Origin of the sequence: Pseudomonas fluorescens (assembly GCF_018614775.1) — a bacterium.
GTDB classification, from domain to species: Bacteria; Pseudomonadota; Gammaproteobacteria; order Pseudomonadales; family Pseudomonadaceae; genus Aquipseudomonas; species Aquipseudomonas fluorescens_BY.
Genome location: NZ_JAGGOF010000124.1, coordinates 1 through 12,631, shown reverse-complemented (window position 1 = coordinate 12,631; position 12,631 = coordinate 1). Strand labels below are relative to the sequence as shown.

Genomic DNA, 12,631 nt, shown 5'->3' with positions numbered 1-12,631 from the left:
TTCTTTGGGTGAAAGCTTTCGCGGCGGGCTTCCGAGCGGGGGTGGGCGTGAGCCGCCGGGGTAACTGGGACAGTTTGGGCGGGGGGGAAACCGGCTGGCTGCACGTTGCGAGTCTTGCCTCAATACCTGCCAGTCAAGACAAGACCTGTGGGAGCCTAGCTTGCTCGCGATAGGTCCGTCGCAATCGCGAGCAAGCTATGCTCCCACGGGTCTTCGCCGTTTGAGCCTTAACTGACTGGCCTGCGCAGCAAATAGGTATCCATGATCCACCCATTCGCCTGCCGCGCGGCCCTGCGGGTGCTTTCGATCTCATCGGCTACATCCCCCAACCGGCCGCTGATCAGGATTTCATCCGGCATCCCGACATAGGCCCCCCAGTAAATCCGCGTATCCGGATCACTCACCTGCCGATACGCATCCTCGGCATCCAGCATTACCACCACATTGGCCGCGTCACTCACGTGCCCGGCCGCCAAGCGCCGTCCGGTGGTGATTTCCAATGCACCGCCGATGCTGTTCAGCGGGACTTTGTGCCGGGCCGCGAGGGCCTGGACACTGCTGATTCCGGGGATCACCTCGAACTCGAAGGCACAGCGACCCGCGTCGAGAATCGCCTGCAGGATGCGCACGGTGCTGTCGTACAACGATGGATCGCCCCACACCAGGAAACCACCGCGCTCCCCGTCGGACAATTCGTCATTGATCAACCGTTCGAAGGTCGCCTGTTTCGCGCGATTAAGGTCCTCGACGCTGGCCGCGTAATCCAGCTCGCCGCGTTGACGTTCGGGGCTGTCGGTTTCGACAAAACGGTAAGGATGATCGGTGATGTAGCGTTGGCAGATGTCCCGGCGCAGGTCCAACAGCGTGTCCTTGGCCGGGCCCTTGTCCATGAGAAAGACCACGTCCACCCGATTCAGGGCCTTCACCGCCTGCATCGTCAGGTGGTCCGGATCGCCGGCCCCCATGCCGATCACCGACAATTGCTTCATAACGACGCCCCCCGGCCGGGGCCCTGGGTGCGCAATCGCCACACACCGTTGAAGCGCAGCTCGACGGCGGACAGCGGCTCGATGTCGATCCGGTTGAAGGCCGCGGGACAGCCCAAGGCCTGGACCAGCGCCGCGCGAATCACAAAAGGATGGGTGACGGCCAGCCAATGTCCCGGCTGGGCCTGCAGACTCGCCAGCCAGTCGCCGACACGGCGGCACAAACCGGTAACAGACTCGCCGCCATGGGGCGCCGCGTCAGGATCGTCGAGCCAGGTTTGCAAGGATTGCCCTTCGGTCTTGAGCAACTGGTCGATGGACAAACCGCGCCAGCGCCCAACGTCGCAATCGGCCAGGGCCTGGATCACCTGGGGTTCGTCGCCAAACAACGCGGCGGTCTGGCGGGCGCGCAGTTCCGGTCCGCAGAGCAGTTGCCGGGCGTCCCGGTACTGATCGGCGACGCCTGGACGCTGCGCCAACCAATCGGCCTCCACCGACTCATCCAGGCTAAAGCGCGCCTGCTTCTGGGCGACGGTGCGGGCGTGGCAGATCAGGGTCAAACGAGTGGCTTGCACACTGAGGTCTCATACAATCAAAAAAGGTCTTGGCCGGGATATTCAGCTTTTATTTGTACAGCACCTTATACGAAATCAAATAACCGAGACAAAACGGCGCAATTTCCTACACAACTTGAAGCATTGACTGACATATCGGTTCAAGCCACTCAAAGCCATGTCCTACAGGGGTTTCGCACCAACTTCGACCATTTTAAACGTAACGTAAAAAGCGCTGGACATGTAGCACCAGCTACATAAATACTATTTTCAGGAGTTATGAAAGAAATCCAACACCATCCTCGCAAGGAGCACGGATGCCGCCTCTCAGAGACCTGATCACCGATCCCGGCCTGATATTGACGCCGTCGGAACGCAAGGTCGTACGTGCCCTGCTTGATCACTACCCGCGTAACGGCCTGGGGCCGATGTCGCGCCTGGCGGACCACGCCGGTGTCAGCGATCCGACCATCGTGCGGCTGGTGAAAAAACTCGGCTTTGGCGGCTATGCCGAATTCCAGGAGGCGCTGCTCAGTGACATGGATCATCGCCTGCGCTCCCCCCGTACCCTGTTGCAACCGCGGGCCAAATTGCAGCAAGGCGATACCTGGAGCCAGTACCTGGCGGTCAGCCAACGCAACCTCAACGACACCCAGGCCCTGACCCAGCCGGAAGACGTACGCATCCTCGTGCAGTGGCTGCTGGACAGCCGCCATCAAGTGCATTGTTTCGGCGGGCGCTTCAGCCGTTTCCTCGCCGACTACCTGCTCACTCACCTGCGCCTGCTGCGCGCCGGCTGTTTTGCCCTGGAGGACAACGCCCAATTGCCCGACCGACTGTTCGACGTACAGCGCCAGGACGTGGTGCTGATCTTCGATTATCGGCGCTACCAAGCCCAGGCCCTGCGGGTGGCGAGCGCCGCCAAGGAGCGACACGCCCGGGTCGTGCTGTTCAGCGACGTCTACGCTTCGCCCTTGCGCGAACTGGCCGACCTGATCATCAGCGCGCCAGTGGAGTCGGTCTCGGCGTTCGACAGCCTGGTACCGGCACTGGCTCAGGTCGAGGCACTGGTCGCTTGCCTGACGCTGCAATGTCCTGACCTGGCCGAACGCCTGGATGGTATCGATGCCTTGCGCACGGAATTCAACACGCACCTGTTGGAGGAAAAATAAGGATGTTCTCGCTCCCCCACCGCTCGCCCCGGGATCTGCCATTCGCCCGAAACCACACGGCCTTGCTGCTGGTGGACATGCAACGCGCCTGGCTGGAACCCCAGTTCGATGCCCATCTGCACAGCCCCGAGGCCGACTACTTCATCCGCCGCGCCCGCCAGCAGGTGATTCCCAACCAGCAGCGCCTGCTCGCTGCGATGCGCGCAGCGCAGCACAACGTGTTGCACACCCACATCGAAAGCCTCACCGCCGATGGCCGCGACCGTTCCCTGGATCACAAACTGTCGGACATGCACCTGCCCAAGGGCAGTCCCGAAGCGCAGATCATCGCCGAGCTGGCGCCGTTGGAAAACGAGATCGTGCTGCCGAAGACGTCCTCCGGGGTGTTCAATTCCACCAACATCGACTACGTGCTGCGCAATCTTGAAACCCGTCACCTGATCATCGCCGGTATCGTCACCGACCAATGCGTCGACATGGCGGTGCGGGACGCCGCCGACCGCGGCTACCTGGTCACCCTGGTAGAAGACGCCTGTGCCACCTACACCGAACAACGGCACCTGGCATGCCTGAATGCCATCAAGGGCTATTGCTGGATCACCGACACCGACACGGTGCTCGGTCGCTTGCTGGAGCTGCAGCCATGAGCCGCCTCGATACGGCGGCGCGCCTGTCCCCGTTGCCGGTGACGACGCTGGTGAGCACCGACCTGATCGGTGTGACCCGCGGGCGCTCGTTTCCCAGCGATGAGCTGCCTCACTACGTCACCGCCGGGTGTGGCTGGGTGCCGGCCAACAGCGCGCTGACGCCCCAGGACATAATCGCGTCGGGCAACCCGTGGGGCGCCTATGGCGACTTGCGGCTGGTGCCAGACCTGTCGAGCCGGGTGACCATCAACAATGGGCCTGACCCCGAGGCGCCGGTCCTGGACTTCATCCATTGCGACGTGCGCGAAACCGACGGCCGGCCGTGGGGCGCCTGCCCGCGCACGCTGTTGCATGACGAGGTCGAGCGTTATCGCACCGAGCTGGGCTTGCAGATCTTCGCCGCGTTCGAGCATGAGTTCAGCCTCAAGACCACGCCGGCCCTACCCGATCGCCTGGCCTTCAGCCTCCAGGCCCAGCGCCAGCAGGCCGGGTTCGCCGGATGGTTGCTCAGTGCCCTGCGCGCTGGCGGCGTCGAGCCGGAAATGTTCCTGCCCGAATACGGCCAGCATCAATACGAAATCACCTGCCGCCCGACCCTGGGCGTGGCCGCTGCTGATCGCGCGGTCAATGTGCGGGAAATCACCCGCGAGATTGCCCGGCAGATGGACCTGGACGTCAGCTTCGCGCCCAAGACCTCGGCAACTGCCGTGTGCAACGGCGTGCATCTGCACCTGAGCCTGCAGGACCTGCGCGGCGATCCCGTGTTGCACGACGTGGCCAGCAGCAACGGTTTGTCCAGCCTCGGCCAGCATTGGGCCGCCGGCGTGTTGCACTACCTGCCGGCGCTGTGCGCCTTGACCGCGCCGACCCCGGTGTCCTACGAACGCTTGCAACCCCATCACTGGAGCGCGTCCTACGCCTGCCTCGGACAGCGCAACCGCGAAGCGGCGCTGCGGATCTGCCCGACAGTGAGCCTGGGTGGCAAGCCGGTAGCGACCCAGTACAACCTGGAGTTCCGCGCCATGGACGGCTCCGCCTCGCCGCACCTGGCAATGGCGGCGCTGTTGATCGCCGGGCGGCTGGGCATCGAGGAGCGCCTTGTGCTGAACGCCGTGACCGATGAAATACCCGATGAGCTGGATGAAACACACCGCCGCGAACGTGGCATTATCGCCCTGCCAACGACCCTGGCCCAGGCACTGCAATGCCTGCGTCACAGCGGGGCGCTGCTCGAAGCCCTGCCCGGCCCGCTGGTCGAAACCTACCTCGCCTTGAAGGCCCAGGAGCTGGCCTTGACCCAGGCGTTGTCACCCGCCGAGCGTTGTGAACACTATGCGCGAATCTATTGAATGTGCGGAATCGGGGCTCTACACCGAGCCGGCCTTTCGGTTGCTGAGGGAGGAGTCCGAGCACCCGTTGCTGCTGGTGTGCGAACACGCCAGCCGGTTCATTCCCGCGGCGCTGAACGACCTGGGCCTGGATGAAACCGCCTCCCGGGAACACATCGCCTGGGACATCGGCGCCCTGGCCCTGGCCGAACGCTTGTCCGAAACCCTGGGGGCGACCTTGCTGTCGGCGCGCTATTCACGGCTGCTGATCGACCTGAACCGCCCGCTTCACGTGGCGGACAGCATCCCGCTGCAAAGCGAGATCTACCAGGTCCCGGGTAACCAATCCCTCGACGAAGCCACCCGCTTGTACCGCCAGCAGTGCCTGTACCAGCCCTTTCACGATCGCTTGCGGGCGCTGATCGACCGCCGCCTGGCCGACAACCGGCCGGTGCGGGTGGTGGGTATCCACAGTTTCACCCCGGTGTTCTACGGCCAACCGCGCGCGCTGGAAGCAGGCGTGCTGTTCGGTGAAGCCCGGGACTATGCCCAGCGCATCGTCGACGGGCTGGCCCGGCATTCCCTGCGGGTGGCCGGCAACCAGCCTTACAAGATCAACCCGTTGAGCGACATGACCGTCCCGGTGCACGGCGATGGCCGCGGCCTGGACTCGGTGTTGATCGAAGTGCGCAACGACCTGCTGCGCAGCCCCGAAGCGGTACGGACCTGGAGTGCGTACCTGGCGCCGCTGCTGTAGGAAAACAGCGATCAGTTTTAAGCGGCAAGCGGCAAGTAAAGACAAGAGCAATCCCACACACAGCTGAAAAGGAGAACGGCTCATGAGTATTGAGGCATTTGGCTACAAACAGGAGTTGAAACGCAGCCTGTCGCTGACCGACCTGGTGGTGTACGGGATGATTTTCATGATCCCCATTGCACCGTTCGGTGTGTATGGCTACGTGAACACCGAGGCGCCGGGGATGGTGCCACTGGCGTACATCATCGGCATGGTGGCGATGCTGTTCACGGCATTGAGCTACGGCAGCATGGCCCGGGCCTTTCCGGTGGCGGGCTCGGTCTATTCCTACGCGCAACGGGGGCTTAACCCGCACGTCGGCTTCATCGCCGGCTGGCTGATGCTGCTCGACTACCTGCTGATTCCGCCACTGCTGTATGTCTACGCGGCCATGGCGCTGAATCATTTGTACCCGGACATCCCCAAGGTTGGTTTCATCCTGGCGTTTCTGCTGAGCGCGACCTTCGTCAACCTGCGGGGCATTACCTTCACCGCGCGGATGAACATGCTCTTTCTACTGGCCCAGTTGGTGGTGCTGGGGATCTTCCTGTTCTATGCCTGGAATGCCTTGCACGGCGGTGCCGGTAACGGCCAGTTGACCCTGGCGCCGCTATACAGCCCGGAACACTTCAACTTCGCCCTGCTGATGCAAGCGGTGTCGATCGCCGTGTTGTCGTTCCTCGGCTTCGACGCGATTTCCACCCTGGCCGAAGAAATCAAGAACGATCCGGGCCACAGCATCGGCAAGGCGGCGCTGGTGACCTTGCTGGTGATGGGCGCGATTTTCGTGGTGCAGACCTGGATCGCGACGGACCTGGCGGCCGGCATGGGCTTCAAGTCTGCCGACACCGCGTTCTACGAGATCGCCGAACTGGCGGCCGGCAGCTGGCTGGCCACCTTGACCGCCGTTGCCACGGCACTGGCCTGGGGCGTGGCCGTGGCGATCACCTCGCAAGCCGCCGTGTCGCGGCTGTTGTTCGGCATGGCCCGGGACGGCCAGTTGCCCAAGGTGCTGGCCAGGGTGCACCCGAAGCACAACACCCCGTACGTGAGCATTTACCTGGTCGCGCTGCTTTCACTGCTGATCTGCTACCTGTTCATCGACGCCGTGGACACCCTGACCTCCCTGGTCAATTTCGGCGCCCTGAGCGGCTTCCTGCTGCTGCACATCACGGTGATCAATCACTACTGGCGCCGGCAGCAATCCGGCCAACTGATCCGCCATCTGATCTGCCCGCTGGTCGGCTTCGCGATCGTCGCGGCCATCCTGTACAACATGGGCGTGGAGGCGCAAAAGCTCGGCCTTATCTGGATTGCCGTCGGCGTGGTCTACCTGTGCGCGCTGAACAGATTCGGCGGGCGCACCGCCCTGCCCGATCCGGCCGGCCAATGAGATTCGGCAGTCGAAGGAATCGACCGGCCGTGGTGACAACGCGTGGACATCGACAGTGATCGTCAAGCCCGGTGCCTGTCACCGGGCTCTCTGGAACAGGAGTGCAATCCATGCTGGCTTTACGTCCAGTTCAACTTCGCGATCTGCCGCAGCTGCAGCGGTTGGCCCGGGAAAGCCTGGTGGGCGTCACATCGCTGCCAGACGACGCCGAGCGCCTGCGGGAGAAAATCCTCGACTCGTGCGCCTCGTTCGAGGCCGATGTGCAGCAGCCTGGCGGCGAGAGTTATTTCTTCGTCCTGCAGGACTTGGACACCGGGCGCCTGGTGGGCTGCTCGGAAGTGCTCTCCAGCACCGGGTGCAACGAGCCGTTCTACAGCCTGCGCAACCGGCCGTTTTCCAGCGAATCCCGGGAACTGAACATCCAGCATGGGGTGCCTGCGCTGTCGCTGTGCCAGGACCTCAACGGCCAGACGCTGCTGCGCGGCTTCCATATCGACGCCGAGCGGGTGCGGACGCCGGAATCGGAGCTGCTGTCCCGGGCCCGACTGATGTTTATCGCCGCGCACCCCCAGCGCTTTGCCGAAACGGTGATCACCGAAATCGTCGGTTTCAGCAGCGAGGACGGCCAATCGCCGTTCTGGGACGCCATCGGCCAGCACTTCTTCGACTTGCCCTACGTCGAGGCCGAACGCTTGTGCGGCTTGCAGAGCCGGACCTTTCTTGCCGAACTGATGCCGCAGTACCCGATCTATGTGCCGATGCTGCCGCCAGCAGCCCAGGCCTGTATCGGCCAGGTGCATCCCGACGGCCAGGAAGCGTTCGACATCCTCGAACGCGAGGGTTTTGAAACCAACAGCTACGTCGACCTCTTCGACGGCGGGCCAACGCTGCATGCGCGTGTCGCGAACATCCGCTCCATCACGCAAAGCCGTGTCGCCACTGTCCGGCAGCGCCCGCAGACCGATACGCGGGGCCGTTACCTTGTGAGCAATGAAGGCCTTGGCGACTACCGGGCCATCGTCGCCGAGCTGGACGTTCCCGCCGAAGGCCCCGTGGATCTGCCACCGGTCCTGCTGGCCGCGCTGGGCGTCGCGCAAGGCGGACGGATCCGGGTGGTAGCCTTATGAAACTCGCTCGATCCCGCCTCCTGTATCGGCGCTTGGACCGACCCGCCGAAGGAGCTGCATCATGATCGTCCGCCCGGTCGCCCTCACCGACCTGCCCGCGCTGCTCGACCTGGCCCGTTGCGCGGGCCCCGGCTTCACCAGCCTGCCGGACAACGAAGAGCGCCTGGCACACCGTGTGCGCTGGGCCCAGCGCACCTTTGCCGGGCAAGTCGAACGGGCCGATGCCGATTACCTGTTCGTGCTCGAAGACGACGATCGCCAGGTGGTGGGCATCAGCGCCCTGACCGGTGCGGTGGGACTGCGCGAGCCCTGGTACAACTATCGGGTCGGGATGACCGTCAGTTCTGCGCCGGAGTTGGGTATCCAGCGGCAGATTCCGACGCTGTTCCTCAACAACGAAATGACCGGGCAATCAGAAATCTGCTCGCTGTTCCTGCACCCCGAGCAGCGCCACGGCCACAATGGACGCCTGCTGTCGCTGGCGCGGTTGCTGTTCGTGGCCGAATTTTCCCAACTATTCGGTGAAAAACTGATCGCCGAACTGCGCGGCCATGCCGACGAGCACGGCTGTTCGCCGTTCTGGGACAGCCTGGGCCGACACTTTTTCAAGAAAGATTTCAGCTACGCCGACCAGTTGTCCGGCATGGGCAACAAATCGTTCATCGCCGAGCTGATGCCCCGGCAACCGCTGTACACCTGCCTGCTCACCGAACAGGCCCAGGCCGTGATCGGCAAGGCTCACCCGAACACCGAGCCGGCCATGAGGATTCTCAATGCCGAGGGCTTCAGCCATAAAGGCTATATCGACATCTTTGATGCGGGCCCGGTCATCGAAGCGCCAGTTTCGAGGGTCCGCACCGTCCGCGACAGCCAGTCGTTGACCTTGACCGTCGGCGTACCGGACGACCAGGCCCCGGTGTGGCTGATCCATAACCGGCGCCTGGAAAACTGCCGCGTCACCAGCGGCCGAGCGCATCAGCATGGGCACAGCCTGCTGGTCGACCGCCTCACCGCCAAGCGTCTGCAAGTGCAACCGGGCGACACGGTGCGCGCGGTGACGCTACTCAAGCAGGGGCAACAGGCCGTGGCGGCGTAACCTTCGCGGGCCGAATCGATGCGCGGCGAGCATGGCCCATGCGCATTCGTCATCATCTTTATGCGTGCCACGTGATAGCCTTTGGCTCTTTCGGCGTTGACACTTTTGCTCAAGCCGTTCCATTCCAATGGTGGAACTCATATGTCCAGGCTCTCCCATCAAGATTTGCGCCGCAACTTCCGCCAACTGCTGGCTGGCGACACCTGCTACCACACCGCGTCGGTATTCGACCCGATGTCGGCACGGATCGCCGCCGACCTGGGTTTTGAAGTGGGGATCCTGGGCGGCTCGGTCGCGTCATTGCAGGTGCTGGGCGCCCCGGACTTTGCCTTGATCACCCTCAGCGAGTTTGCCGAGCAGGCCACCCGCATCGGTCGCGTGGCTCAACTGCCGGTGATCGCCGACGCCGACCATGGCTACGGCAACGCCCTGAACGTGATGCGCACCATCATCGAGTTGGAACGCGCCGGCGTAGCCGCGCTGACCATCGAAGACACCTTGCTGCCGGCCCAGTTTGGCCGCAAGTCCACCGACCTGATCGGCGTTGCTGAAGGCGTCGGCAAGATTCGTGCAGCGCTGGAGGCGCGGGTCGATCCGGAAATGGCAATCATCGCCCGCACCAACGCCGGGATCTTGCCGGTCCAGGAAATCATCAGCCGCACCCAACAGTACGAGCGAGCCGGGGCGGACGGGATTTGCATGGTGGGCGTGCAAGACTTCGAGCACCTGGAGAAAATCAGCGAAAACCTGACGGTGCCGTTGATGCTCGTCACCTATGGCAACCCGCTGCTGCGCGACGACAAGCGCCTGGCAGAACTGGGCGTACGCATCACCATCGACGGCCACGGCGCCTACTTCGCCGCCATCAAGGCCACCTACGACAGCCTGCGTGAACAGCGGCAGATCTTCACCCAGGCCTCGGACCTCAGCGCCACCGAACTGACCCACACCTACACCCAGCCTGAGGAATACATCCGCTGGGCCGAGGAGTACATGAGCGTCAAGGAGTGAGCTAGCGCAGGATTCGAAGACGCCATCGCGAGCAGGCTCGCTCCCACAAAGGCCTTTGGATGACCGCCGATTGCGCAGTCACCCGAAAAACCTGTGGGAGCGAGCCTGCTCGCGATGGCGTCAGCAGGATGAGTCGAGTACTCAGCGCCCGCTACGCAGCATCTCCTTGGGCACGTACTTGCCGATCTCGAACTTGCCAATGGCAGCGCGATGGACTTCATCCGGGCCGTCGGCCAGACGCAGGGTGCGTTGCATGGCGTACATGTAGGCCAACGGGAAATCGTTGGAAACCCCCGCCCCACCGTGAATCTGGATCGCCCGGTCGATGACCTTCAGGGCCACGTTCGGCGCGACCACCTTGATCTGGGCGATTTCGCTCTTCGCCACTTTATTGCCTACCGTGTCCATCATGTACGCCGCTTTCAGTGTCAGCAGGCGCGCCATGTCGATTTCCATCCGTGAGTCGGCGATCTTGTCGACGTTGCCGCCCAGGCGGGCCAGCGGCTGGCCGAACGCCGTGCGGCTGACGGCGCGTTTGCACATCAACTCCAATGCACGCTCGGCCATGCCGATCGAACGCATGCAGTGGTGAATGCGGCCTGGGCCGAGACGCCCCTGGGCGATCTCAAAGCCGCGTCCTTCACCTAGCAGGACGTTTTCGTACGGCACCCGCACGTTGTCGAACAGCACTTCGGCATGGCCGTGTGGCGCATCGTCGTAGCCGAACACCGGCAGCGGCCGTACGATTTTTACCCCTGGGGTATCCACCGGCACCAGGATCATCGAGTGCTGGGCGTGGCGCGGAGCATCGGGGTTGCTCAGCCCCATGAAGACAAGGATCTTGCAGCGCGGGTCGCAGGCACCGGAGGTCCACCATTTCTTGCCGTTGATTACCCACTGGTCACCGTCGCGCTCGGCACGGGCTGCCATGTTGGTGGCGTCCGACGAGGCCACGTCCGGCTCGGTCATGGCGAAGGCCGAACGGATCTCGCCGCGCAACAGCGGCGCGAGCCAGCGTTGTTTTTGCTCTTCATTGGCGTAGCGCACCAGTACTTCCATGTTGCCGGTGTCCGGTGCCGAGCAGTTGAACGGCTCCGGCCCCAGCAGCGAGCGACCCATGATCTCTGCCAGCGGCGCGTACTCCAGGTTGGTCAGGCCGGCGCCCAGCTCGGACTCAGGCAGAAACAGATTCCACAGTCCCTCGGCCTTGGCCTTGGCCTTGAGCTCTTCCATGATCGCCGTGGGTTGCCAGCGGTCGCCTTCGGCCACTTGTCGTTCGAACACCGCTTCAGCCGGATAGACGTAGGCATCCATGAACGCCGTGACGCGTTCACGCAGCTCCTGAACCTTGGGGGTATAGGCAAAATCCATGGACAGCACCTTCTTGGCAGAGGTTGATTTCAGGTCATGAAATCGATGCTAGTTCAGCTACGAAAATTTACCTAACCTATTCTCGGCGTGTATTAACATTCATCACCGATATATGTTTCACTGATTCACAACGTCACCGGCACCTACAACAAGTCCAAGAACCCGCCCGAATACAAGAGTGCAGCGCCATGAATCTGAGCAAGGTCGACCTGAACCTTTTCATCGTCTTCGATGCGATCTACACCGAAGCCAACCTGACCCGCGCGGGCCAGATTGTCGGCATCACTCAGCCTGCCGTGTCCAATGCCCTGGCGCGTTTGCGCGAAACCTTCAACGACCCGCTGTTCGTGCGCACCGCCCAGGGGATGGTGCCCACGCCGATGGCGCAGAACATCATCGGCCCGGTGCGCAACGCCTTGTCGCTGCTGCGGGTGTCGGTACAGGAAAGCCGGATCTTCAATCCGTTGCAGGCGGTCAAGACGTATCGCATCAGCATGACCGACCTCACCGAAGGCGTGATCCTGCCCCCGCTGTTCCAGCGCCTGCGCCGCCTGGCGCCGACCGTGGCGATCGAGAGCTTCCTGTCCAAGCGCCGCGAAACCACCAAGGAACTGGCCGCCGGGCGCCTCGACTTCGCCGTCGACGCGCCGCTCAACACCGACCCGCAGGTGCGCCACGTCAAATTGATGGAGGACCGCTACGTGTGCGCCATGCGCAAGGGCCACCCGCTGGCGGGCAAGGAAAAGATCAGCCTCGATGATTACCTGGCCCAGACCCACGTGCATATTTCCAGCCGCCGCAACGGGCTCGGCTATGTCGACCTGGCCCTGGGCAAGATGGGCATCCAGCGCAAGATCGCCCTGCGCTCCCAGCATTACCTGATGGCCTCCCAGGTCTTGCAACAGACCGACATGGTCATGACCGTGCCCGAGCGCTTTGCCCGTCGTCACGATCTGCACGCGTTCTCGCTGCCGGTAAACGATGTGCCACCGGTCGAAACCCACCTCTATTGGCATGAAAGCACCGACCAGGACCCGGCCAACCGCTGGATGCGCGAGCAGATGATCGAGCTGTGCCAGCAGGTGACGGCCCATGAGAAGAAGCTCGACAAGGTATAAAAAATTAACAATGTGGGAGCGAGCCTGAACTG

The 12,631-nt window shown here is 63.1% G+C and carries 12 protein-coding genes; 9 read left to right on the top strand and 3 right to left on the bottom strand.

The window, feature by feature from the left end; translation table 11 throughout:
• Positions 1-227: 227 nt before the first annotated feature.
• Positions 228-989 (bottom strand): precorrin-6A synthase (deacetylating), encoded by a 762-nt coding sequence (gene cobF, locus J7E36_RS24900; RefSeq protein WP_215008969.1) that lies wholly within the window; start codon positions 987-989, stop codon positions 228-230.
• Positions 986-1,561 carry a histidine phosphatase family protein gene (locus J7E36_RS24895; protein ID WP_215008967.1) on the bottom strand — a complete coding sequence of 192 codons (576 nt, stop codon included), beginning with the start codon at positions 1,559-1,561 and terminating at the stop codon, positions 986-988. The genes cobF and J7E36_RS24895 overlap by 4 nt, the downstream gene beginning before the upstream one ends.
• Positions 1,562-1,857: 296 nt before the next feature.
• On the opposite strand from J7E36_RS24895, the gene J7E36_RS24890 reads away from it, so the two are divergent.
• From J7E36_RS24890 to J7E36_RS24855, 8 genes are all read left to right on the top strand, one after another.
• Positions 1,858-2,712 (top strand): MurR/RpiR family transcriptional regulator, encoded by an 855-nt coding sequence (locus J7E36_RS24890; protein ID WP_215008965.1) that lies wholly within the window; start codon positions 1,858-1,860, stop codon positions 2,710-2,712.
• A gap of 2 nt (positions 2,713-2,714) precedes the next feature.
• On the top strand, positions 2,715-3,359 hold the full coding sequence (locus J7E36_RS24885; RefSeq protein ID WP_215008963.1) for an isochorismatase family cysteine hydrolase: 645 nt from the start codon (positions 2,715-2,717) through the stop codon (positions 3,357-3,359).
• On the top strand, positions 3,356-4,708 hold the full coding sequence (locus tag J7E36_RS24880) for a glutamine synthetase family protein (protein ID WP_215008961.1): 1,353 nt from the start codon (positions 3,356-3,358) through the stop codon (positions 4,706-4,708). The genes J7E36_RS24885 and J7E36_RS24880 overlap by 4 nt, the downstream gene beginning before the upstream one ends.
• Positions 4,692-5,444 (top strand): N-formylglutamate amidohydrolase, encoded by a 753-nt coding sequence (locus J7E36_RS24875; protein WP_215008959.1) that lies wholly within the window; start codon positions 4,692-4,694, stop codon positions 5,442-5,444. The genes J7E36_RS24880 and J7E36_RS24875 overlap by 17 nt, the downstream gene beginning before the upstream one ends.
• Before the next feature lie 82 nt (positions 5,445-5,526).
• Complete coding sequence (locus J7E36_RS24870; protein ID WP_215008957.1) at positions 5,527-6,876, top strand: APC family permease; 1,350 nt, start codon at positions 5,527-5,529, stop codon at positions 6,874-6,876.
• Between the two features lie 110 nt (positions 6,877-6,986).
• Positions 6,987-8,003 (top strand): arginine N-succinyltransferase, encoded by a 1,017-nt coding sequence (locus J7E36_RS24865; protein ID WP_215008955.1) that lies wholly within the window; start codon positions 6,987-6,989, stop codon positions 8,001-8,003.
• Between the two features lie 61 nt (positions 8,004-8,064).
• Positions 8,065-9,099, top strand: coding sequence for an arginine N-succinyltransferase (gene astA, locus J7E36_RS24860; protein ID WP_215008953.1), 1,035 nt, complete (start codon positions 8,065-8,067; stop codon positions 9,097-9,099).
• A 141-nt stretch (positions 9,100-9,240) separates the two neighbouring features.
• Positions 9,241-10,110, top strand: a complete 870-nt coding sequence (locus tag J7E36_RS24855) for an isocitrate lyase/PEP mutase family protein (RefSeq protein ID WP_215008950.1) — start codon at positions 9,241-9,243, stop codon at positions 10,108-10,110.
• 141 nt (positions 10,111-10,251) lie between these two features.
• Here the strand turns inward: J7E36_RS24855 and J7E36_RS24850 are convergent, their stop codons facing one another.
• Positions 10,252-11,481 carry an acyl-CoA dehydrogenase gene (locus J7E36_RS24850; protein WP_123579802.1) on the bottom strand — a complete coding sequence of 410 codons (1,230 nt, stop codon included), beginning with the start codon at positions 11,479-11,481 and terminating at the stop codon, positions 10,252-10,254.
• Positions 11,482-11,669: 188 nt separating this feature from the next.
• On the opposite strand from J7E36_RS24850, the gene J7E36_RS24845 reads away from it, so the two are divergent.
• The gene (locus J7E36_RS24845; protein WP_215008948.1) at positions 11,670-12,599 is read left to right on the top strand and encodes a LysR family transcriptional regulator; all 930 of its coding nucleotides are present in this window, start codon (positions 11,670-11,672) and stop codon (positions 12,597-12,599) included.
• Positions 12,600-12,631 lie beyond the last annotated feature (32 nt).